Below are 21,363 nucleotides of genomic sequence, written 5' to 3'. Positions count from 1 at the left end.
GCTCGGGGAAAGCAAGGCGTGAGTGGCAGCCCCGGTAAAATCTGCTAACAATGCACACGGTGCGTATCACAGCAGCTACGCCATAATGCGGGCCGAGATCAAAGGAGCATCTGAATGAGCAGCACTGCACAAACTGCCGAAGGCGAAAAAATCCTTATTGTTGATGACGATCCGGGTTTGAGCAGCCTGTTAGAGCGTTTTTTCACCAGCAAGGGTTATCGTGCCCGTGCTGTGGCCAACGTTGAGCAAATGGATCGCTTGCTGGCCCGCGAAGTTTTCAATCTTGTCGTGCTTGACCTGATGCTGCCGGGCGAAGACGGGCTGTCAGCCTGCCGTCGTCTGCGTGCCGCAAACAATCAAGTACCGATCATTATGCTGACCGCCAAGGGCGATGAGCTGAGCCGTATCAAAGGCCTCGAACTGGGCGCTGACGATTATCTGGCCAAGCCTTTCAACCCTGACGAACTGATGGCGCGTGTCAAAGCTGTATTGCGTCGTCAGGCCGCCCCTGTACCGGGCGCACCGGGCAGCGAAGACGAGTCTGTCACCTTTGGTGATTACGAGTTGTCCCTGGCGACTCGCGAACTCAAGCGTGGCGATGAGGTACACATGCTCACCACTGGCGAGTTTGCGGTGCTCAAGGCGCTGGTGATGCATGCTCGCGAACCGCTGACCCGCGACAAGCTGATGAATCTGGCCCGTGGCCGTGAATGGGATGCGCTGGAGCGCTCGATCGACGTACAGATTTCCCGTCTGCGTCGTCTGATCGAGCCAGATCCTTCCAAACCGCGCTACATTCAAACGGTCTGGGGTGTTGGTTATGTATTCGTTCCGGACGGTGCGGGTACACGATAATCGAGCGCTTTTAGGAGCACAGCCCGCTGTGGTGATTGCCAGTCACGTCGATAGCCCCGAACAGGGCTATCGACGTTTTGGTTTTCGTTGATCTGGCGTCGGGCTGTCGTTCGCGTTTCGCAAACCTGCGAGCCTGGCTCGCTCCTGCAAAGTGTATAGCTGCAACTATGAAAACCCCGCTCTGGTTCCCGCAAAGCTTCTTCTCCCGCACCCTTTGGCTGGTGCTCATCGTCGTGCTGTTTTCAAAGGCGCTGACCCTGGTTTATCTGTTGATGAACGAGGACGTGCTGGTCGACCGGCAATACAGCCACGGTGTCGCGCTGACCCTGCGTGCCTATTGGGCGGCCAATGAGAATGACCGGGAAGCGATTGCCGATGCGGCAGGCCTGATCCGCGTAGTGGGCGGCGGGGTGCCGGAAGGTGAGCAGCATTGGCCTTACAGCGAAATCTATCAGCGGCAGATGCAAGCAGAGCTGGGCGCCGACACCGAAGTGCGTCTGCGTGTGCATGCGCCGCCTGCGTTGTGGGTCCGGGCACCAAGCCTGGGCGATGGCTGGTTGAAAGTACCGCTGTATCCGCACCCATTGCGTGGCCAGAAAATCTGGAGTGTGCTGGGTTGGTTCCTTGCGATTGGTTTGTTATCCACAGCCTCGGCGTGGATCTTCGTCCGGCAACTCAACCAGCCTCTTAAACGCTTGGTGTTTGCCGCGAGGCAGTTAGGGCAGGGGCGCAGCGTGCGGCTGCCGGTCAGCGACACGCCTAGTGAAATGACCGAGGTTTACCGCGCCTTCAACCAGATGGCCGAGGACGTCGAACAGGCCGGGCAGGAGCGGGAACTGATGCTGGCGGGCGTGTCCCATGACCTGCGAACCCCATTGACCCGTTTGCGTCTGTCGCTGGAGTTGATGAAGGACGAAAACGAACTGACTGAAGGGATGGTCCGCGACATTGAAGATATGGATGCCATCCTTGATCAGTTCATGGCGTTCATTCGCGACGGGCGTGATGAAGAGATTGAAGAGGTCGACCTCAGCGAGCTGGTGCGTGACGTCGTGGCGCCGTTCAACAATCCCGAGAACCCTGAAGAGCAGATTCGTCTGTGCCTTGAGCCGATTCCGCCGTTCCCATTGCGACGCGTTTCAATGAAGCGATTGCTCACCAACCTGATTGGCAACGCCATGCACCACGCAGGCAATGGCATTGAGGTTGCGGCTTATGTGTCCGGCGACACCAGTGCGCCTTATGTGGTGCTGAGCGTTCTGGACCGTGGGACCGGGATTGACCCGTCGGAGCTTGAGGTGATTTTCAACCCGTTCATTCGCGGTGATCGTGCTCGAAGTGGCAAGGGGACCGGATTGGGATTAGCCATCGTCAAACGCATCGCGGCAATGCACGGCGGCAACGTCGAATTGCGCAATCGTTCGGGCGGTGGGCTGGAAGCGCGAGTGCGCTTACCGTTGGGGCTGATGTTGCCGAGAGGGGCGGTTTAAGCGCAGCTTCAAGCTTCAAGCTTCAAGCTTCAAACTGTAAGTTAAAAGCCTAAAGCTGCAGCAGGCCTGCGAGGCTTGCTTGCAGCTTGCCGCTGCAGTCAACCCTTCCCTTTGGTCCGCGTCATATGCGGGCCGCTGTTTTTCTCCAGATACTCGATGATCATCCCGGCCACGTCCTTGCTGGTAGTCACTTCAATACCCTCCAGCCCCGGCGACGAGTTGACCTCCATCACCAGCGGGCCATGATTGGAGCGCAGGATGTCGACACCGGCGACGCTCAAACCCATGACCTTGGCGGCGCGAATGGCGGTCATGCGTTCTTCTGGTGTGATCTTGATCAGGCTGGCGCTGCCGCCACGGTGCAGGTTGGAGCGGAACTCGCCGGGCTTGGCCTGACGTTTCATCGACGCAATGACCTTGTCACCGACCACGAAGCAACGGATATCCGCGCCCCCCGCTTCCTTGATGTACTCCTGAACCATGATGTCCTGCTTGAGGCCCATAAACGCCTCAATCACCGACTCGGCGGCCGTTGCCGTTTCGCACAACACCACGCCAATACCCTGGGTGCCTTCCAGCACCTTGATCACCAGCGGGGCGCCGTTGACCATCTGGATCAGGTCAGGGATATCGTCCGGAGAGTGAGCAAAGCCTGTCACCGGCAAACCGATCCCGCGACGCGAGAGCAGTTGCAGAGAACGCAGTTTGTCCCGCGAACGGGCGATGGCTACCGATTCGTTGAGCGGGAAAACGCCCATCATTTCAAACTGACGCAACACAGCGCAGCCATAAAAAGTCACTGAAGCACCGATCCGCGGGATCACCGCATCGAAGCCTTCCAGCGGTTTGCCGCGATAGTGAATCTGCGGCTTGTGGCTGGCGATATTCATGTAGGCACGCAGGGTGTCGATCACCACCATCTCATGGCCACGTTCAATACCAGCTTCGACCAGACGACGGGTTGAATACAGACGCGGGTTACGCGAAAGCACAGCGATCTTCATGCAGCACCTGTGGCAGAGGTAGTCGAGACCGGAAAAACCGGTTTGTCCTGAACGTAAGTAATGCCTGGATTGACGACCAGTTGGCCATCGATCAAGGCGTTGGAGCCGAGCAGCAAGCGATAGCGCATTGCTTTGCGGCAGGCCAGCGTGAATTCCACAGGCCAGACGCGATCACCCAAAGCCAGGGTGGTGCGAATGACATAGCGGACCTGCGCATGACCGTTAGAGCTTTTTATGGTTTTCATGGCGACCAGCAGCGCTTCGCAACGGCGATGGCGCAACTGGACCACAGTGCCCAGATGGGCGTTGAAGCGAACCCATTTCTGGCCGTCGCGTTCGAACGGCTCGATTTCGGTGGCGTGCAGGCTTGAGGTGCTCGCGCCGGTATCGATTTTCGCCCGCAGGCCCGCTACCCCAAGGTCGGGCAGCGCCACCCACTCACGCAGGCCGATGACTGTCAGATGATCAAATGTTTTCAATGAATTTCCGTACTTCTTATGCTTTCTGCCAGACCCCTGAATCGATCTGGGCCAATGCTTTGAATGCAGGCCTGGCGAACCAGTAACCTTGCATCAGGTAAATCCCGCAGTCTGCGAGGAAGTCCCGCTCTTCGGCACACTCGATGCCTTCGGCAATGACTGTAACCCCTAACTCCGTACACATTGTGACAACCCCGCGAACGATAGCCTGACGCGCGCGGTCGCGGTGAATATCTCTGATTAATTGCATGTCGAGTTTTATCAGGTCCGGCTGAAAGTCGGCGAGCAGGGTCAGCCCCGAGTATCCGGCGCCGAAATCGTCGATGGCCGTCATGAAACCGAATTGGCGGTATTCACGCAGAATGTTGGTCAAATGGCGATTGTTATCGACGTGCTCACTTTCGATCGTCTCGAAGATCAGCCGATCCAGCGGGAAATTGTGCTGGCGTGCTGCTTCAAGCGTGCTGCGGATACACAGCTCGGGTCGATAAACCGCATTGGGCAGGAAGTTGATCGAAAGCCGTTCTTCCATTCCCAACGCTGCTGCGCCTGCAATGGCGTGGGTGCGGCACAGCTGATCAAAGCGATAGCGGTTTTTGTCCGTAACCTGACTCAATATCGAGAGCGCTCCTTCGCCGTTGATGCCTCTAACGAGTGCTTCGTGAGCAAAGACTGACTGGCTGCGCAAATCCACAATCGGCTGGTAGGCGAATGCAAATGAAAAATCCAGATCGGGGCTGTTCCGGCAGCCGTCGCATCCGACAGGGCTTGAAGTCAATGACGTTGGAAATTCAGTCATATCGCATTCCATTGATAAAAGTTGCTGGGGGACGACAAGGCAGGTTAATCGTCGCAATCGCTCCCTGCACAGTGCTCCTGACGTAGTAAAGTCAGACTACTACCTGATTGAGGAATTCATATGGCTCAAAAGTCAGACGAAGAAGATAACGTCCGTCTGGACAAGTGGCTCTGGGCTGCGCGCTTTTACAAAACGCGTGCTTTGGCAAAGGCGGCAATTGAAAGCGGTAAGGTGCACTGCAGGGGCGAGCGTTGCAAGCCCGGCAAGGAACCGCATATCGGTGATCAGTTTCAGATCCGTACTGGTTTTGATGAGCGCACGGTAGTGGTTGAGGCGTTGTCTGTCGTGCGCCGCGGTGCCCCCGAGGCGCAGACCCTGTACAGCGAAACCCCGGAAAGTATCACCAAGCGCGAAAACCAAGCCGCGCTACGCAAAGCCGGCAATCTTGGAGTCACTACAGACGGCAAACCGACCAAGAAGCAGCGTCGGCAACTGTTCGATTTTCGTGGAGCGGTGCGCGATTGAGGTGAAACCAGGCCAAACCCTGTGGGAGCGAATTCATTCGCGAAGGGGCCAACATATGCTGCGCCTGACATGCCGCCTTCCCGAATAAATTCGGTCTCACTGGATCAGGGGTTTTTCAATACTCGCGCACCACACTCATACGGCTCACCACCGGTAACTTCTCGAACAGCGTGAAAATCGGCGCTGTAACCTTCAGCCAGAAATTGCTCATCACCGCTGCGAACGGCGTGTAATAACCCCAGCCCAACGCGAGCAGAGCGATCAGTACACCGCCAATATAGTCGTCCTGTCCCCAGTGAGCCCCGGCCACCAGGCGAGGCATCATGAACAGCAGCGCCAGTCCCCAGATCACAACACGCTGAACCAGTGTGCGGCTGAACACCGTCATGAACATCGCCCAGATCAACAGCACCGATGCATGATCGCCCGGGAAGCTTTGGCTGGAACGGTCTTTGAGTTCCCAGGCCTTCTCCAGATGAGGGTACATTTCGCTCAAGCGAATGGCGCCCTCCAGCACCATTGAAGGGCTGTCGTGTTGCAGGCTCGAATGATCCAGCCATTTGGAAAAGAGTGTGCGAATGACCAACAGCAAGAGCAGGATCGAAACGAATCCAAACAGCGCTGCACGCACCTGAACGGTTTTGAAGACCCAGTCACCTTTGATCAGCAGGCATAGCAGGATCAAGCCGACCACGGCATCGAAAGGACGCATACTGGCAACTGTCCATATGGACCGCCACACTACGTTCTGCTCAAGAGGCTGATTGAGTAAGTGAAACAGCCCTTCATCAAACTGGTTGAACAGGGCATGGCCGGTTGGCCATATCCAGATCCCCAGTAGCCCTAGGGCGATCAAATTGCACAGCACGAATCGGCTGATGTTCCACTTCGCTTGGAAGAGTGTGGGATAGCCCATAAAATGGCCCTTATTCTCATGGCAAGGCGCGTTACAGACGCACGAAACGGCGCTTTATAGACGCTTGTCATCAATTTGTCATCAATTCAGATACCTTCCCCCATGACTGATATCGAGTACTCCCAGCGCTTCATTTTTGACGAAAGCGATGTTCGCGGTGAACTGGTCGCGCTTGAGCGCAGCTATGCCGAGGTCCTGGCCAAACATCCCTATCCGGAGCCCGTCGCGCAACTGCTTGGCGAGCTTCTGGCCGCTGCGGCGTTGTTGGTGGGCACCTTGAAATTCGAAGGTTTGCTGATTCTTCAGGCACGCTCCAGCGGTGCGGTTCCCCTGCTGATGGTTGAGTGCTCCAGCGAGCGCGAGCTGCGCGGCATTGCTCGGTATGACGAGGCACTGGTGACACCCGGCGCCGGTCTGCAGGACCTGATGCCGGACGGCTCTCTGGCCATGACCATCGACCCGAAAAAGGGCAAGCGCTACCAGGGCATCGTCGCTCTGGATGGCGTTGACCTTTCTGAGAGTCTGTCGAGCTACTTCGTGATGTCCGAGCAACTGGGCACGCGTTTCTGGCTCAAGGCTGACGGGCACCGCGCACGAGGCTTGCTGCTGCAACAATTGCCAGTGGCGCATCAGACCGATCCGGAAGAGCGCGACGCCACCTGGGAGCATGTCACCACGCTCGCCAGCACCCTGACAGCCGAGGAATTACTGAGCCTGGACAATGAAACGGTACTGCACAGGCTGTTCCATCAGGATCCGGTAAGGATGTTTGAGGTGCAGCCGCTCTGCTTCCGTTGCAGTTGCTCCCGGGAACGTTCGGCCAATGCGCTGGTCAGTCTTGGACTGGAAGATGCGCAGCAACTGGTTATCGAGCATGGTGGCAGTGTCGAAATCGACTGCCAGTTCTGCAATCAGCGCTATCTTTTCGATGCCACTGATATCGCTCAGCTCTTCGCTGGGGGTGGGGTCGACTCGCCATCTGATACGCGCCACTAATCAAGCACGGATTACGCCTTACTACATGCTGTGGGCAGCGGTGAGGCGGTTCTGACGGGAGGCCTACCATTCTTGGGCTTTTCTGGCATAATCCGGCCCACTTTTCCGCTGTAGTAGTGGTTGTTTTTTTACTACAAAACCGTTTGGAGCACTCGGCCACTGGCCGACGGGGACCCTCATGACTCAAACCAACAACGCTGTGTACACCGATCTGAGCATCGACGACCTGGTCAAGCAAGCGCTTGCCCGCGGCGAAGGCGAACTTTCCGACACTGGCGCTCTGGTTGTGAGAACAGGCCATCGCACTGGCCGTTCGCCGGTCGATCGTTTCATCGTTGAAGAGCCAAGCACTCAGGATGCAATCGCTTGGGGCCCGATCAACCGCAAGTTCCCGGCTGACAAATTCGACGCTTTGTGGGAGCGCGTTCAAGCGTTCAACAATGCACAAGAGCATTTCGTTTCTCACGTGCATGTAGGCGCTGCTGAAGACCACTACCTTGCTGTGAAAATGACCACTCAGACTGCCTGGCAGAACATGTTCGGTCGCTGCCTCTTCATCAACCCGGCTCAGTACAACCCGGCGGGTCGTCAAGAGTGGCAAGTCCTGAACGTTGCCAACTTCGAATGTGTTCCAGAGCGTGACGGCACCAACTCAGACGGTTGCGTGATCATCAACTTCGCGCAAAAGAAAGTATTGATCGCTGGCATGCGTTACGCCGGTGAGATGAAAAAAGCCATGTTCTCGGTGCAGAACTTCCTGCTGCCGGCCTCTGACGTGCTGCCAATGCACTGCGCGGCCAACATCGGCGAAGAGGGTGACGTCACGCTGTTCTTCGGCCTGTCCGGTACCGGCAAAACCACACTGTCTGCTGACGAAAGCCGCTACCTGATCGGTGACGACGAGCACGGCTGGGGTGAAGGCGTGGTGTTCAATATCGAAGGCGGTTGCTATGCCAAGTGCATCGACCTCTCCGAGAAGAACGAGCCTGTTATCTGGAAAGCCATCAAGCATGGCGCAGTGCTGGAAAACGTTGTACTGGACGATACCAAGAAGGCTGATTACGCCGACGGTAGCCTGACCCAGAACAGCCGCGCGGCTTACCCGCTTGAGCACGTTGAAAAGCGCTCCGAGAAAAACCTCGGTGGCGAACCAAACGCTGTGATCTTCCTGACCTGCGACCTGACCGGTGTACTGCCGCCAGTGTCGATCCTCAGCGAAGAACAAGCGGCCTATCACTTCCTGTCGGGTTACACCGCACTGGTGGGTTCCACTGAAATGGGTTCGGGCAGCGGCATCAAGTCGACGTTCTCCACCTGCTTCGGCGCTCCGTTCTTCCCGCGTCCGGCTGGCGAGTACGCGGAGCTGCTGATCAAGCGTATCCGCGGTTTCGGTTCCAAGGTCTACCTGGTTAATACCGGCTGGACTGGCGGTGGCTACGGCGTTGGCAAGCGCTTCAACATTCCGACCACCCGTGGCGTGATTGCAGCGATCCAGAGCGGCGCGTTGATCGGTGCTGCCACCGAGCACCTCGACACCATCAACCTCGACGTGCCATTGGCCGTACCGGGCGTTGAAACCGGCCTGCTCAACCCACGTAATACCTGGGCTGACAAAGCTGCCTACGACGAAGCCGCCAAAGCCTTGGCTGGCCTGTTCGTTGAGAACTTCAAGAAGTTCGAAGTGAGCGACGCGATCAAGGCAGCGGGTCCACAGTTGTAATACGGACTGGCTGAACAAAAACCGCCCTTCGGGGCGGTTTTTTTGTGGGTTTGAAAGTGGGCAAGTTCACTTTCATTAACCTGCTCAATGGCGTGGACTGAAACGGGACCTCCCGGTAGGAGCGAATTCATTCGCGAAGGGGTAGTCCTGAAAAATACCTGTGTCTGGACACACCGCTTTCGCGAATGAATTCGCTCCCACGGGGATTCGGTGTGGTTGGTGACATGGTGGCGTCTGGGATGCCGTTGGGTCTTTGCTTTAGGCGGTCCGCCACAAGAAATGTGACGATTGCGAAGGATCGCTCTCTATCTCTTGAGTGAAGTTTCCGAGAGAATCCAAACCGCTTGTGCCTGCCAAATCATGGGTCTAGCCTGCCTCCCGTCGCTGCAAAATCAGCGGTCGGGTGTGGAAACCCGCATTGACCAGGCACAAGTATCATCAAGTAACTCGACAAACGAAGAGTGCTCTATGGTAGCTGTGTGCGGGCAGACTTCGGTCTGACCCGGGTGTGCTTGGTGACCGGTTTTCCACCCCGTACATAGCTGCCACCTCTTGCCGTGTGGAAATGGCGAGTGATGGCTCCAGTTGCTCAGATTTGGACCTTCACCATGCTTAAAAACACTTCTGATTTATCCATCAACCTCGAAGAAAACCTTTCACGTGCCAGCGACCTTCTGCGTTGCGCAGCCGCCACGGCTTATGAATCCAGCGATCAACTTTCCGGGCGAAAACGTGATCTGGCATTCTCGGTCATGCATCTGGTCGAGATGGCTCAGGCGTTAGTGGAGCGCCCTTTGGAAGGGGTAGAGGCGAGGTAGAGGCTGGATGAATCAAGCGGTCAAAGCCCTGCGGGCTTGAAAGCGGAGCGGGTTTGCTTTGATCAGCCAACTCACAATGGTCCGGACTGCAACGGGATATCCCGGTAGGAGCGAATTCATTCGCGAAGGGGGTTCGTCCTGAAAAATACTTGTGTCTGACACACCGCTTTCGCGAATGAATTCGCTCCCACGGGGATCTGGTGTTGTCTGCTCAAGTGTGGGCTCATGGACGCAGTCGTAACTGCTGCCTGGAGTAAGCGTTTACTTGAATGTCGAGGCTCACTGACAGTACTAATAAACGGTAAGGTGAGTTCAAAAAAACCGCCCCGAAGGGCGGTTTCAAAATCAAGCCAGCTAACTAAGCTTATTAGTGAATATCTTTATAAGCCTCATTGCCTTTAACCAGCGATGCTGCCAAGCCCGGTTGTGGCGTGAATGCTGTGCCCGTTAATGACGAAAAATGTGCGCCCTTATCGCCATGGCTGACACTACGTTCATCTTTGGTTTGCTCGGTCAGACCGGTGTAGGTGAACTTGCGCATCGCGATAAATGTCGCTTCGTGCATGACAATACTTTGATGCAGAGCACTGACCTTTGCAGGCGACAGTCCCAGTTTTTTGTTCAGCGGAGCACCCCAGCGTGTCAGGCAGACCTCTGCGAAATGCCTGACCAGCTGGCCCGCTTCTGTTAGCGAACCGGGACCATCGGAGCCTTTGAGGGATGCATTACCCACCAGCGTCGCGTGACGCCCAGCCATGGGGAAAATGCTTACCTTGGTCGAGGGGTCGGTCTTGGGAATAACGCACGAGAAGCCTTTGGATCGTTCGTCCCGAGCGAAAAAGCCAACGTACTCTTTAACGTTTTTCCCGAGAGCAACTTTCTCAAGCTGGAAGTTCAAAGGGCCCGGAACCGGGTCAACCGCGAAAATATTGACCGGAATATGACGTAGAGCCGGATCACCCGCCATAGCATTCGCCAGCATGTGGCAGCTCACACCGCCACGGCTCCAGCCGACCAGGTTGACTTGAGTCGGTATCAGCCCGCCTTTGCGAAAGATCTTGATGATCTTTTCCTGCAGATCTTGCGGTGTAACCTTGCGGTCGCCGTATTCATAGTGACGCCACAGCCAGGACGTTGGCTCTTGCCAATCCTGGATCGGCAGCCCGGCGGCTTTCAGCCGGTTGTATTCGACCTCGGTCAGTTTGGTGCGCTTCCAGTCGGCCTTACCTTTGATGAGGTTGATCGCATGCTGCACGTTTTCGTACCAACCCTTACCAAATGCAGTGCCGGTCCAGCCGTAACCTTTGGATTCAGTAAACAATTCGTCTGCTTGTAGATTGCCACTGCCTGGCCCATCAATCACGACCCAGTCGGCGAACTCTCTATTGTTCATATTACTGGCCAACGTTGCGATTAACTCACCATTCCAGTAGTTGTTGTTCAACGTGTCATATTTGGTAGAACCTGTGCCGCAAAAGAAAATCGTAAATACACTCATGAGAAACCTCCGTGTTTTTTGATGAGTAAGGAGGAGACTAGATGAGTATTTTAATTCGAGCCGAGGGTGTTGTTACTCGATGTTGTTGGCTGCCCGGTTTAACTGAATAACGGTTGATAACACGGAGGGTCTAATCAAAAAGTTTTATTTGAAATGGTATTTTTCAGCAGATCACCTTGTGCCCCGACACCGCTATCGCAGCCTTCGGCAGCTTCTACAGGGATCGCTTTCCAGTTTCGCTCTACCCCGCCTCAAACGTCCTGTTGGCTTCGCAATAGCGTTCCTGAGTCTGCTTGCTTTGTTCATCCCGGTCTCTGGCAGCGCGTTTGGTCCACTCCAGGCAGGACTCCTTGAAGAACACCACAGCGGCGCGGCGGCACTCGCGATTTTCGACGCTGCCTTTGCTGAAGTTCATGCACACACTGCTGTTTTCAATGTGGTTGTTGAACACTCGAAAATCGGCGTGATAGCGGCTGCGACTGTCCACAGCCCTGAAGCTGACGCTGGCAACGCTGAAGGGTTTGGTCGGACGTTCGGTGTTGGAGCGGGCGATGTCGGATTTGTAGTCCGCCAGGTACCTTGATGACACCATGCCTTTGGCCGGTTCTCGCTCAGCCGCCTTTGGAACCTGGCCAAAACGGCAGTTGAGGACCGTTTCGTCGATCACGTTGCCGTTCTTCATGCACTCGTCCAGAGGCTGGACGCCTGGCGCTGGCAATTCCCGTCGGACCACATTGGGTCCGATGTAAGGTTCCGGAGCCTGGGCTGCAACAGGCTGTGGCGCAGACGGTATCAAGGCCTGCGGCGGTTGTTCTGCGGTGGGTAGAGGTTTTTCAATCAAAGGCTGAGCTTGAGGTTTCGTACGGGGAAACAGCAGGTATCCGGCAAACACCGCAAGCGCCAGCACTATCAGCCATTTTGAATAGCCTGTGCCTTTGGGCCGACGTTCATGCCTGCGTTTGCGCGGATGAGCGCCCAATACAACGTCAACCTTGCCAGGTGTCAGGCGCTGGATGTGGGTAGATCCATCGTCGTTTGGCTGTTTGCTGGATTCCATTCCCTGTTTCCTTCGCCTTTGGCAAAGCTGCGTGTGATGGCGAAGGTTAAACCTTGTAAATAGCCTTTTGCTAGTAGTGCTTGTCTGTATCCTTATTCATTTTTGTAATGCTTTGGTTGTTTTCTGACCAAGCTGACCGCGCTAAGGTCTCGCACCTTGGTCGAGGTCAATGGAGTGGCAGCTTATGTACAAGCGTCTTGAACAGGTTTTCGGGTATTCAGAGTTTCGTCCGGGGCAGGAAGCCGCTATCAGTGCCGTGTTAGCGGGGCGCTCTGCGGCGGCTATTTTCCCGACAGGGTCGGGCAAGTCGTTGTGTTATCAACTGCCTGCGCTGATGCTTCCGCATCTGACACTGGTGGTTTCGCCGTTGCTGGCGCTGATACAGGATCAATTGGCATTTCTGCAGCGCCACGGTATTTCGGCAGCCAGCATTGATTCAGCACAGAGTCGTGATGACGTTTCACAGGTCATGGCCCGGGCGCGCTCAGGTGAGCTGAAGATCCTGATGATTTCCGTTGAGCGATTGAAGAATGAGCGCTTTCGCCACTTTATCTCGCAGGTGCCGATCTCGTTATTAGTGGTCGACGAGGCTCACTGTATCTCTGAATGGGGCCATAACTTTCGGCCCGACTATCTCAAGCTGCCGGACTACCAGCGCGAATTTAATATCCCTCAGGCGCTGCTCCTCACTGCTACCGCCACGCCGCAGGTCATTGACGACATGCAGGCCAAGTTCGCCATCGAGCCGCAGGATGTGGTCATCACAGGGTTCTATCGCTCCAACCTGAATCTGTGGGTCGAACCCGTGACCGGGTGGGACAAACGGCGCCGACTGGTGGAGTGGCTGGGCGCCAAGCCCGATCAGCCGACTATCGTCTACGTCACGCTGCAGAAAACCGCCGAGTACACCGCTGCGCACCTGGCGCAGAACGGCATTGCGGCCAGTGCTTATCACGCAGGGTTGCCCCACGATCAGCGCGAGTCTATCCAGCAGCAGTTCATGGACGGCCAGCTCAATTGCATTGTGGCAACCATTGCGTTCGGCATGGGCATCGACAAGAGCGATATCCGCAACGTGGTGCATTTCGATCTGCCCAAATCCATTGAGAACTACAGCCAGGAAATCGGCCGCGCCGGGCGTGACGGCGCCCCGTCTGATTGCCTTGTTTTAGCCAATCGCGACAGCCTCAATGTGCTGGAAAACTTCGTTTACGGCGATACGCCGGAGTTGTTCGGCATTCGTTATGTCCTTGAAGATTTACTGGATGCCGGTCCGCAAGGGCAGTGGGAATTTCTGCTTGGACCATTGGCGGAGCAGGCCAATATTCGCCAACTGCCGCTGAAAACCTTGTTGGTGCAACTGGAGTTGCGCGGCATTATCGCGCCGCGCTATGCCTATTTCGCGGAATACCGCTTCAAGTTCCTGATCGAGCCGGAGGCGCTGGTGGAGCGTTTCGAAGGGGAGCGTCGGCAGTTTGTCGAGGCTTTGGTTGCGACGTCCACACGGGCGCGAACCTGGGCGACGGTGGATTTCGATGCGATGTATCAGCAGTATCAGGCCGAGCGTGGACGGGTGGTAACAGCGCTGGACTATTTTCAGGAGAAAGGCTGGATCGAGCTGGAAAGCAAGCAGATGACTGAGGTCTACAGCCTGCTGGTTACCGATTTTGATGCTGAGGCACTTAGCGTCGAGCTGCATGAGTACTTCAGCGAGCATGAGACCTCGGAAGTCAAGCGGATCCACGCGATGCTTGAACTGTTCGCCAGTGAGCAATGCTTAAGCAGTCGGCTGGCGGATTACTTCGGTGATCACAAGGCGCCACGCCGCTGCGGGCACTGCTCAGTCTGTACCGGGCATGTCGCGCGGTTGCCGGAGCCTCCTGCGTTGGCACCGCTGGAAGCGCAGAGCTTCGAACAGCTGTGCGGTGCGTTCATCCTCAAGCATCAGGAGTACAGAGACCATCTTCCGAGTGCTGATTGCGTGACTCGATTCCTGTGTGGCATCAGCGTGCCGTTGTTCACCAAACTCAAAGCGCGAGGGATACCGGGCTTTGGTCAGCTGGAGGATTACCCTTATGCGGCGGTGAGGGATTGGGTGCGGGTTAATCTTAAAGAGCGCACGACTGATTGAATTGGAATGCAATTCCTTTGTGGGAGCGAGGCTTGCCCGCGATAAGGTCAACCTAATTTAGAGACATGGACCGAGTTATCGTTTATCGCGGGCAAGCCTCGCTCCCACAAAAAACTCGACCCTTTCGGAAAATGCCTATGACCAACACAACCCCGCAACGCGCCGACTACCGTCACTTCCAGCCCATCACCACGCGTTGGCACGACAACGATATCTACGGCCATGTGAACAACGTGACCTACTACAGCTTTTTCGACAGTGCTGTGAACACCTACCTGATAGAGCGCGGTGGGCTGGATATTCATGACGGTTCGGTGGTGGGCTTTGTGGTGAGTTCGTCGTGCGATTACTTTGCGTCGATTGCCTATCCCCAGCTGATCGAGGTCGGCTTGCGGGTTGCGAAGCTGGGCAACAGCTCTGTGCAGTACGAGTTGGCGGTGTTCAAGGCTGGGGAAGATGAGGCTTGTGCGGCGGGGCGCTTTGTTCACGTGTTTGTAGATCGGGGGTCCAATCTGCCGGTATCCATACCTGAGACGCTGCGCGAGGCGTTGCAGGCTTTAGTGGTCTGAAAACAACACTGGCCGCTTCATGGGCGGCCAGTGTGTTTGTCAGGTCAAACACGTCACTTAACGATGACGGTAGTGGTGTTTGTTTTTACGGTGGCCATGAGCGTGTCCACGTGGACCACGGTCACCACGATAGCGACGGTTATCACGATCATCGGCGCGGCTTTCGTTGCCCATGTAGTTACCCAGTGCACCACCAGCACCGCCACCTGCGGCTGCGCCGACCAGGCTGCCAGTGCTGCCGCCCACGCTACGACCGATCACGTTACCGCCCGCAGCGCCCAGACCGCCGCCAATGGCTGCTTCTGTACGGCTGCGACGGTCGGCACCCACGGCCGCGCCACCTGCGCCACCCAGGCCTGCGCCAATCGCTGCACCTGTGTTGCCGCCCAGTTGTTGGCCGACAACGGAACCGAGTACCCCACCCAATGCACCGCCCACACCCGACTCAACCGTACCGCCTGCTGAGGCGAGACCACTGGCCAGAGTGAGTGACAACAACAGAATCGAGGAATACTTCATGCAATGAACCTCAAAGGGATGACGGCGCCGATGCTGAGGTTCTGCCGAGATTGTGGCAACGCAAATCCGACGAGTAACACGACTGCCACACAAATACCTAAGTTACTGTTTTTGCTCAGGAACTTAAGTGGTTTTTGACAGTCTGAGCTTACTTGATCAAGGCCCGTTTCTCGCGAAACGGGCCTTTTTTTTGTGACTGCGAAATAACTTCTGCAGGACCGGCTTTAGCCGGGAGAGCAATAGTTTTGACGAAGAATATGTCGCGAATGTCCCGACGTCCTCCCGGCTAAAGCCGTTCCTACGGGGTACGTCGGCCCTGTGGGAGCGAATTCATTCGCGAAAGCGGCTTTCAGAGCGACACAGGTGTATCGCCTGTGCCGGCCTCTTCGCGGATAAATCCGCTCCCACAGGGTTATGTATTTCCCCAATGGGATCAGGCTAAACCCTGATCAAACAATCCGTGCCGACTCAGCCGAACGCTCCAGCTTGATCGCCACGAACTTCGAGGTTGGCGTGCTGCTGCCATCCCCAACGCTTTCCAGTGGTACCAACGGGTTGACCTCTGGGTAGTACGCGGCAGCTTGACCTGCGGGAATGTCGAAAGCCAGCAAGGTGAAGTTCTTCACACGGCGCTCGCGACCATCACCCCAGATCGAAATCAGATCAACCTTCTGCCCTGGCTGGTAGCCAAGGCGAATGATGTCGGCTTCGTTGACGAACACAACATCACGCTGACCCTTCACGCCGCGATAACGGTCGTCCAGGCCATAAATAGTGGTGTTGTACTGATCGTGGGAGCGCATGGACTGCATGATCAGATCAGGCTCCTGACCTGTGGAGCGCACGCTGGCGTGCACCAGATCAAGCGGCAGCATGTTGGGCTTGAAGTTGGCGCGTTCGGTTGCGGTGTTCCAGCGACGAGCGCCTGCGGCGTTGCCCAGGTAGAAGCCACCTGGATGCTCCAGACGCTGATTGAAGTCTTTGAAGCCTGGAATGGTGTCGGCAATCAGCTCGCGGATGCGGTTGTAATCTTCCACCAGCCACAGCCAGTCCACCGGCTGCTTGCCCAGTGTCGCGTTGGCAATGCCCGCAAGGATTGCAGGTTCCGAACGCATTTGACGGGACGACGGTTGCAGCTGGCCGTTGGAGGCGTGAACCATGCTGAATGAGTCTTCAACGGTAACGGCTTGCGGACCGTTGGCCTGTATGTCGATGTCGGTACGGCCAAAGCACGGCAGGATCAACGCTTCCTTACCGTGGCTCAAGTGGCTGCGGTTGAGTTTGGTACTGATCTGTACGGTCAGGTCGCAGTTGCTGAGAGCAGCAACGGTGCGGGCGCTGTCCGGCGTCGCCTGGGCGAAGTTGCCGCCCAGTGCGATGAAGACTTTGGCGCGGCCTTCGGCCATGGCGTGGATCGCTTCAACCACGTTGTGGCCGTTTTCACGCGGGACTTTGAACTGGAAACGACGTTCCAGCGCATCAAGGAAAAACGCCGGTGGACGCTCGTTGATGCCCATGGTGCGGTCGCCCTGCACGTTACTGTGGCCACGCACCGGGCACAGGCCAGCGCCTGGGCGGCCAATGTTGCCGCGCAGCAGCATAAGGTTGGCGATTTCCTGAATGGTCGCCACCGAGTGGCGGTGCTGGGTGATGCCCATCGCCCAGCACATGATGACGTTCTTGCCCTTGAGGTACATTCGCGCGGACTTTTCGATATCCGCCAGCGTCAGGCCAGACTGCTCGACGATCTTGTCCCATGGGGTGTCGTCGATAGTCGCCAGGTAGTCGAGCACACCATGGGTGTGTTCGTTAAGGAAGGCGTGGTCGAACACTGACGGCTCATTGGCCGCCTGCGCATCGCGTTCCCATTGAAGCAGGAACTTGGCCATGCCGCGCAACAGCGCCATGTCACCACCCAGTGCGGGACGGAAATAGGCGGTGTTGGTTGGACGATCACCGTTGGTGAGCATTTCGATCGGGTGTTGCGGATGCTGGAAGCGCTCCAGGCCACGCTCTTTGAGCGGGTTGACGCACACCACCTGAGCACCGCGTTGAACGGCTTCACGCAGAGGTTCAAGCATGCGTGGGTGGTTGGTGCCAGGGTTCTGGCCCCAGACGAAAATCGCATCGGCATGTTCAAAGTCGTCGAAGGTCACCGTGCCTTTGCCGACGCCAACGCTTTGCGACAATGCAACGCCGCTGGCTTCGTGGCACATGTTCGAGCAGTCAGGGAAGTTGTTGGTGCCGTAGGCACGAACGAACAGCTGATACAGGTAAGCGGCTTCGTTGCTGGCCCGGCCCGAGGTGTAGAACTCGGCCATGTTTGGGTTCGGCAAGGCTTTGAGGTGCTTGGCGATCAGGGCAAAAGAGTCGTCCCAGCTGATCGGCTTGTAGCGATCGGTTTCGGCGTCATAAACCATAGGCTCGGTCAGGCGGCCCTGATATTCGAGCCAGTAGTCGCTTTGCTCGCGCAAGGCGCTGACGCTGTAGCGGGCAAAGAAGGACGGGTCGACACGACGTTTGGTCGCTTCCCAGTTCACTGCTTTGGCGCCGTTTTCGCAGAACTTCACCATGCCGCTTTCTGGCGAATCACCCCACGCGCAACCTGGGCAGTCAAAGCCGCCGTTCTGGTTGGTCTTGAGCATCATGCGCAGGTTTTTCAGTGCGTTGTCGCTGGTCAGCCATGCATGAGTCACACTGATCAGTGCGCCCCAGCCACCGGCGGCACCTTTGTAGGGCTTGTAGCGCGGGACTGGTTTTTGGTCGGCTTCTTTATGCAGGCTCATGCTTGATTCTCCATCACGGGACTATAAACCCGCGGCGCACTGTGTTGCGGCAGGTGAATTAGGTTCAGGTTATGACGACGTGCCCACTGCAAGGCCAGGCCGGTAGGCGAGGACAAGCTGACCAACGTCTGGATACCGGCGCGCAGCACTTTCTGGATCAACTCCAGGCTGCAACGGCTGGTGACGATGGCGAGGCCGCCGATTATTGGAATTTGCTGGCGCACCAAAGCGCCAATCAACTTATCGAGGGCGTTGTGTCGACCGATATCTTCCCGGCCCAGCAGCAATTGCCCTTGGTTATTCATGAAAACGGCGGCGTGTACCGCACCGCAATGGCGACCCAGCGGCTGGAACTCACCAATACGCTGACGCAAGCCCTCAAGCCATTCGATAGGCGGTAGAGGTGCACCCGGCAACACATTCAGTTCCGGCAGCGCCTGTTCAACAGCTTCCACTCCGCACAGGCCACAGCCGCTGGTCCCCGCCATTTGCCGACGCTGCTGTTTGAGGTCCCAAAAGGCACGGCTGGCGATTTCTACTTCGGCCTGCTGCGCAGAACCGCAGCCGCTGAGCTTGATATCGTAGATTTCATCGGGCGAAGCGATGATGCCGCTGCCCAGGCTGAAGCCCACCACAAAGTCTTCAAGGTCGGTCGGGGTGACCAGCATGACTGCCTGGCTGATGCCGTTAAAGGCGATGGCGAGTGCTACTTCTTCAGCGAGATCGGCAGGCGCCGACACATCGCGGTCGAGGTTCGAGTAGCTGTATGACTGGCTTGCGGCGGGCGCGGGCGATAGTTCTGCGGGCGCCGTACTGACCGTTCGCTTGGCGTGCATGGGAACGTACCGGCAGAGTGATATCGCACAAGACTAGGCGTCTTGTCGGATATCGTCTAATCGCTAGTTCCAATGCACTGATAGATGACGTCGATCAATGTTTTTCCATGAGTTTCTGGTAGAGCGCAAAACACGCTTCAGCCAGTACCGAGCGAGGTGCGCTGCGCCGCATGATCATGCCCAGACGGGCCATGGTGCGGGCGTCATCGATGGGTTGCAGACGCAGATCCTCAGTCAGGTTCACCAGCTCGCCTTCCAGCGGCATGATCGCGCAGCAGAAACCGCCATGGACGGCCTGAAGCAACTGATGAACGGCATCAGTCTGCAGCATCGGAATGAACTGCAGGCCGCGACTGTGAAAGTTGTGATCGATGGATTGGCGGAAGTGCATGCCGCTGGTCAACAAGCCCAGTGGCAGCTCAATCAGATCCGCCCAGGTCAACGGCTGCTCGCCAAAACTGAAGTGGCGATGATCGTAAAGCAGGCCCATGCGGGTTTCGGCCAGGGTCAGGGAGTCGAAACGTTCGCCGTCCAGGTGTTCCATGTAGGAAACGCCCAGATCAATGCGATTGCTCGCTAATTGTTCCAGGATCTGTTCGGAGCTGAGTGCTGACAGTTCGAAGCGCAGATTGGGATGGCTTTCATGCAGCAACCGTAATAACGGCAGGGGGTCGAAGCTCGACAATGGCACCACGCCCATCCGCAGCGTGCCGACCAGGTGGCCGCGACACGCAGCCGCCTCGGCCTGCAAGCCGTCATAAGCCGCCAATACTGTACGTGCCCACGCCAGCACGCGTTCGCCCGGGGCGGTAAAGCCTTCGAAGCGCTGTCCGCGAACCACCAGTGGCAGCTCAAGCTCTTCTTCCAGGTTCCGCAGGCGCATCGACAGGGTCGGCTGGGTAATATTGCAACGTGCGGCAGCCTGGCCAAAGTGCCTCGTCTCATCGAGGGCGATCAGGAATTTGAGTTGTTTGATGTCCATATTCGCTCCATTGGTACTGCAAGCGAATGATTCTAGCCTGTTGATGTGTCGGATGGGCGGTCGGCTGCCGGTCGGACGGCCGTTCCTGAGTATCTGTTACGACTAACCTTGTCTGTTGGGCACGACAATAACAATCAAGGAGAACGGCACATGAGCTTGTTCAGTTTTCTAAAAGAGGCCGGGGAAAAGATCCTCGACGCAATTACGCCTGGTGATGCGAATGCCTCGGGTGAGGCGCTGAAGAAACACATTTCAGCAGTCGGGTTAGGCAACCCTAATGTCCAGGCCACCGTGGATGGCGGCAAGGTGACGGTCACCGGTGAGGTTGCCAGTCAGGAAGAGAAGGAAAAAATCCTGCTGACGCTGGGCAATATCGAAGGTGTGGAAACGGTAGACGACCAGATGACTATTGCAGCCGGTGCGGCGCTTGTGACTGCCGCGAAGTTCGTGACTGTGGAGAAGGGCGATACATTAAGTGCCATTTCCCTGCGGGTTTACAAAGACCCGAACAAATACCAGAAAATCTTCGAGGCCAACAAACCCATGCTCAAGGATGTGGACAAGATTTATCCGGGGCAGGTGTTGCGAATACCTGAATAGTTGAGGTTTTGTGTTTAACCTCCTTCGCGGGCAAGCCTCGCTCCAACGGGATTTACCGATTCTGTTGGAGCGAGGCTTGCCCGCGAACAGTGACTAAAGCCCCTCAATCAACTCCCGATAATCCTTCACCGCCGCAAACTCTTCGGTGTCTTTCGGCCCTTTCTGGCTGTTAGGTTCGCTGACCGCCAAAAGATGGCCGATACCGAAATCACGGGCGCTACGCAGGATCGGCAGGGTGTCGTCGATAAACAGGCTGCGCGCCGGATCGAAGGCAATGTCAGCTTGAAGCGCGTCCCAGAAGTGCGGACTTTCCTTGGGGAAACCGTAGTCGTGGGAACTGATCAGGCGTTCAAAGTACGGTGCCAGCTCAATCCGCTCCATTTTCAAGGACAACGAATCCCGGTGCGCATTGGTGATCATGATCACGCGCTTGCCTGCCTGCTTGATCGCAGCGAGGAATGTTTCGGCATCTGGGCGCAAGGCAATCAGGTCGGCGGTTTCCACCTTGAGGTCGCGTACTGACAACTTTAGCTCGGCGCTCCAGTAGTCCAGGCAATACCAGTTGAGCGTGCCCGCATTCTTTTCGAACAGCGGCTTCATCTCCAGCAACGCCATCGCCAGACTGACTCCGTGCAGTTCGGCATAGCGCTGCGGCAAATGTTGCAACCAGAAGTGCTCGTCGTAATAAAGATCGAGCAGGGTGCCGTCCATATCGAGCAGAACGGTATCGATGTCGCGCCAGGGCATTAAAGGCATTCGGGTCTCGCAAGGTATTGATGGGTG

General features: G+C 56.6%; 20 protein-coding genes. 9 read left to right on the top strand and 11 right to left on the bottom strand.

Annotated elements, in window-relative coordinates; genetic code table 11:
- Positions 1-114: 114 nt before the first annotated feature.
- Together ompR and K3169_RS28340 are read left to right on the top strand one after the other, a co-directional pair.
- Positions 115-855: a two-component system response regulator OmpR gene (ompR, locus tag K3169_RS28345; protein ID WP_027902703.1), complete on the top strand. Its 741-nt coding sequence runs from the start codon at positions 115-117 to the stop codon at positions 853-855.
- A gap of 167 nt (positions 856-1,022) precedes the next feature.
- Entirely contained in the window at positions 1,023-2,345 is a 1,323-nt protein-coding gene (locus K3169_RS28340; RefSeq protein ID WP_099268386.1) for an ATP-binding protein, read from the top strand.
- Positions 2,346-2,443: 98 nt separating this feature from the next.
- Here the strand turns inward: K3169_RS28340 and rimK are convergent, their stop codons facing one another.
- From rimK to K3169_RS28325, 3 genes are read right to left on the bottom strand one after another with little or no spacing between them, the layout of a single operon-like run.
- Positions 2,444-3,349, bottom strand: a complete 906-nt coding sequence (gene rimK / locus K3169_RS28335; RefSeq protein ID WP_020293260.1) for a 30S ribosomal protein S6--L-glutamate ligase — start codon at positions 3,347-3,349, stop codon at positions 2,444-2,446.
- Positions 3,346-3,795, bottom strand: a complete 450-nt coding sequence (locus K3169_RS28330; protein ID WP_176470003.1) for an ATP-dependent zinc protease — start codon at positions 3,793-3,795, stop codon at positions 3,346-3,348. Before K3169_RS28330 ends, rimK begins: the two co-directional genes overlap by 4 nt.
- A gap of 49 nt (positions 3,796-3,844) precedes the next feature.
- Positions 3,845-4,627: an EAL domain-containing protein gene (locus K3169_RS28325; protein WP_255877433.1), complete on the bottom strand. Its 783-nt coding sequence runs from the start codon at positions 4,625-4,627 to the stop codon at positions 3,845-3,847.
- A 120-nt stretch (positions 4,628-4,747) separates the two neighbouring features.
- Between K3169_RS28325 and K3169_RS28320 the strand changes: the two genes are divergently transcribed.
- Positions 4,748-5,152, top strand: coding sequence for an RNA-binding S4 domain-containing protein (locus K3169_RS28320; RefSeq protein ID WP_099268388.1), 405 nt, complete (start codon positions 4,748-4,750; stop codon positions 5,150-5,152).
- A 115-nt stretch (positions 5,153-5,267) separates the two neighbouring features.
- Here the strand turns inward: K3169_RS28320 and K3169_RS28315 are convergent, their stop codons facing one another.
- Entirely contained in the window at positions 5,268-6,068 is an 801-nt protein-coding gene (locus tag K3169_RS28315; RefSeq protein WP_263269202.1) for a phosphatase PAP2 family protein, read from the bottom strand.
- A 102-nt stretch (positions 6,069-6,170) separates the two neighbouring features.
- On the opposite strand from K3169_RS28315, the gene hslO reads away from it, so the two are divergent.
- The 3 genes from hslO to K3169_RS28300 all read left to right on the top strand — a co-directional run bounded on the left by hslO (position 6,171) and on the right by K3169_RS28300 (position 9,602).
- Positions 6,171-7,064 carry an Hsp33 family molecular chaperone HslO gene (gene hslO / locus K3169_RS28310; RefSeq protein WP_027899921.1) on the top strand — a complete coding sequence of 298 codons (894 nt, stop codon included), beginning with the start codon at positions 6,171-6,173 and terminating at the stop codon, positions 7,062-7,064.
- Positions 7,065-7,242: 178 nt separating this feature from the next.
- On the top strand, positions 7,243-8,784 hold the full coding sequence (locus K3169_RS28305) for a phosphoenolpyruvate carboxykinase (protein WP_099268390.1): 1,542 nt from the start codon (positions 7,243-7,245) through the stop codon (positions 8,782-8,784).
- Positions 8,785-9,392: 608 nt separating this feature from the next.
- A complete protein-coding gene (locus K3169_RS28300; protein ID WP_411567022.1) occupies positions 9,393-9,602 on the top strand; it encodes a DUF6124 family protein in 210 nt (69 codons plus the stop codon).
- 367 nt (positions 9,603-9,969) lie between these two features.
- On the opposite strand, the gene K3169_RS28295 is transcribed toward K3169_RS28300, so the two are convergent.
- Together K3169_RS28295 and K3169_RS28290 are read right to left on the bottom strand one after the other, a co-directional pair.
- A complete protein-coding gene (locus K3169_RS28295; protein WP_231675374.1) occupies positions 9,970-11,100 on the bottom strand; it encodes a hypothetical protein in 1,131 nt (376 codons plus the stop codon).
- 241 nt (positions 11,101-11,341) lie between these two features.
- Entirely contained in the window at positions 11,342-12,157 is an 816-nt protein-coding gene (locus tag K3169_RS28290) for a hypothetical protein (protein ID WP_231675373.1), read from the bottom strand.
- Positions 12,158-12,341: 184 nt separating this feature from the next.
- On the opposite strand from K3169_RS28290, the gene K3169_RS28285 reads away from it, so the two are divergent.
- Positions 12,342-14,288, top strand: a complete 1,947-nt coding sequence (locus K3169_RS28285) for an ATP-dependent DNA helicase RecQ (protein ID WP_263269190.1) — start codon at positions 12,342-12,344, stop codon at positions 14,286-14,288.
- Between the two features lie 137 nt (positions 14,289-14,425).
- Positions 14,426-14,857, top strand: coding sequence for an acyl-CoA thioesterase (locus K3169_RS28280; protein ID WP_027899926.1), 432 nt, complete (start codon positions 14,426-14,428; stop codon positions 14,855-14,857).
- A 57-nt stretch (positions 14,858-14,914) separates the two neighbouring features.
- On the opposite strand, the gene K3169_RS28275 is transcribed toward K3169_RS28280, so the two are convergent.
- The 4 genes from K3169_RS28275 to K3169_RS28260 all read right to left on the bottom strand — a co-directional run bounded on the left by K3169_RS28275 (position 14,915) and on the right by K3169_RS28260 (position 19,980).
- The gene (locus tag K3169_RS28275) at positions 14,915-15,376 is read right to left on the bottom strand and encodes a YMGG-like glycine zipper-containing protein (RefSeq protein WP_027899927.1); all 462 of its coding nucleotides are present in this window, start codon (positions 15,374-15,376) and stop codon (positions 14,915-14,917) included.
- Between the two features lie 449 nt (positions 15,377-15,825).
- Entirely contained in the window at positions 15,826-18,162 is a 2,337-nt protein-coding gene (locus K3169_RS28270; RefSeq protein ID WP_231675371.1) for an FdhF/YdeP family oxidoreductase, read from the bottom strand.
- Entirely contained in the window at positions 18,159-18,998 is an 840-nt protein-coding gene (gene fdhD, locus K3169_RS28265) for a formate dehydrogenase accessory sulfurtransferase FdhD (protein ID WP_231675370.1), read from the bottom strand. The genes K3169_RS28270 and fdhD overlap by 4 nt, the downstream gene beginning before the upstream one ends.
- A 94-nt stretch (positions 18,999-19,092) precedes the next feature.
- Complete coding sequence (locus K3169_RS28260) at positions 19,093-19,980, bottom strand: LysR family transcriptional regulator (protein WP_027899930.1); 888 nt, start codon at positions 19,978-19,980, stop codon at positions 19,093-19,095.
- 150 nt (positions 19,981-20,130) lie between these two features.
- On the opposite strand from K3169_RS28260, the gene lysM reads away from it, so the two are divergent.
- Positions 20,131-20,580, top strand: a complete 450-nt coding sequence (gene lysM / locus K3169_RS28255; protein ID WP_231675369.1) for a peptidoglycan-binding protein LysM — start codon at positions 20,131-20,133, stop codon at positions 20,578-20,580.
- Positions 20,581-20,673: 93 nt separating this feature from the next.
- On the opposite strand, the gene yrfG is transcribed toward lysM, so the two are convergent.
- Positions 20,674-21,336: a GMP/IMP nucleotidase gene (gene yrfG, locus K3169_RS28250; RefSeq protein ID WP_122706509.1), complete on the bottom strand. Its 663-nt coding sequence runs from the start codon at positions 21,334-21,336 to the stop codon at positions 20,674-20,676.
- Positions 21,337-21,363: the final 27 nt, after the last annotated feature.

It is taken from the genome of Pseudomonas phytophila (assembly GCF_025643095.1).
Lineage (GTDB): Bacteria > Pseudomonadota > Gammaproteobacteria > Pseudomonadales > Pseudomonadaceae > Aquipseudomonas > Aquipseudomonas quasicaspiana.
This window is presented reverse-complemented; position numbering and strand designations above follow the sequence as displayed.

Excerpts from the sequence above, each read along its gene's own strand:
- K3169_RS28340 (WP_099268386.1), top strand. The coding sequence starts at position 1,023 with ATGAAAACCCCGCTCTGGTTCCCGCAAAGCTTCTTCTCCCGCACCCTT.
- ompR (WP_027902703.1), top strand. The coding sequence starts at position 115 with ATGAGCAGCACTGCACAAACTGCCGAAGGCGAAAAAATCCTTATTGTT.
- fdhD (WP_231675370.1), bottom strand. The coding sequence starts at position 18,998 with ATGCACGCCAAGCGAACGGTCAGTACGGCGCCCGCAGAACTATCGCCC.
- hslO (WP_027899921.1), top strand. The coding sequence starts at position 6,171 with ATGACTGATATCGAGTACTCCCAGCGCTTCATTTTTGACGAAAGCGAT.
- yrfG (WP_122706509.1), bottom strand. The coding sequence starts at position 21,336 with ATGCCTTTAATGCCCTGGCGCGACATCGATACCGTTCTGCTCGATATG.
- lysM (WP_231675369.1), top strand. The coding sequence starts at position 20,131 with ATGAGCTTGTTCAGTTTTCTAAAAGAGGCCGGGGAAAAGATCCTCGAC.
- rimK (WP_020293260.1), bottom strand. The coding sequence starts at position 3,349 with ATGAAGATCGCTGTGCTTTCGCGTAACCCGCGTCTGTATTCAACCCGT.
- K3169_RS28325 (WP_255877433.1), bottom strand. The coding sequence starts at position 4,627 with ATGACTGAATTTCCAACGTCATTGACTTCAAGCCCTGTCGGATGCGAC.
- K3169_RS28315 (WP_263269202.1), bottom strand. The coding sequence starts at position 6,068 with ATGGGCTATCCCACACTCTTCCAAGCGAAGTGGAACATCAGCCGATTC.
- K3169_RS28260 (WP_027899930.1), bottom strand. The coding sequence starts at position 19,980 with ATGGACATCAAACAACTCAAATTCCTGATCGCCCTCGATGAGACGAGG.
- K3169_RS28295 (WP_231675374.1), bottom strand. The coding sequence starts at position 11,100 with ATGAGTGTATTTACGATTTTCTTTTGCGGCACAGGTTCTACCAAATAT.
- K3169_RS28275 (WP_027899927.1), bottom strand. The coding sequence starts at position 15,376 with ATGAAGTATTCCTCGATTCTGTTGTTGTCACTCACTCTGGCCAGTGGT.
- K3169_RS28320 (WP_099268388.1), top strand. The coding sequence starts at position 4,748 with ATGGCTCAAAAGTCAGACGAAGAAGATAACGTCCGTCTGGACAAGTGG.
- K3169_RS28290 (WP_231675373.1), bottom strand. The coding sequence starts at position 12,157 with ATGGAATCCAGCAAACAGCCAAACGACGATGGATCTACCCACATCCAG.
- K3169_RS28280 (WP_027899926.1), top strand. The coding sequence starts at position 14,426 with ATGACCAACACAACCCCGCAACGCGCCGACTACCGTCACTTCCAGCCC.
- K3169_RS28270 (WP_231675371.1), bottom strand. The coding sequence starts at position 18,162 with ATGAGCCTGCATAAAGAAGCCGACCAAAAACCAGTCCCGCGCTACAAG.
- K3169_RS28305 (WP_099268390.1), top strand. The coding sequence starts at position 7,243 with ATGACTCAAACCAACAACGCTGTGTACACCGATCTGAGCATCGACGAC.
- K3169_RS28285 (WP_263269190.1), top strand. The coding sequence starts at position 12,342 with ATGTACAAGCGTCTTGAACAGGTTTTCGGGTATTCAGAGTTTCGTCCG.
- K3169_RS28300 (WP_411567022.1), top strand. The coding sequence starts at position 9,393 with ATGCTTAAAAACACTTCTGATTTATCCATCAACCTCGAAGAAAACCTT.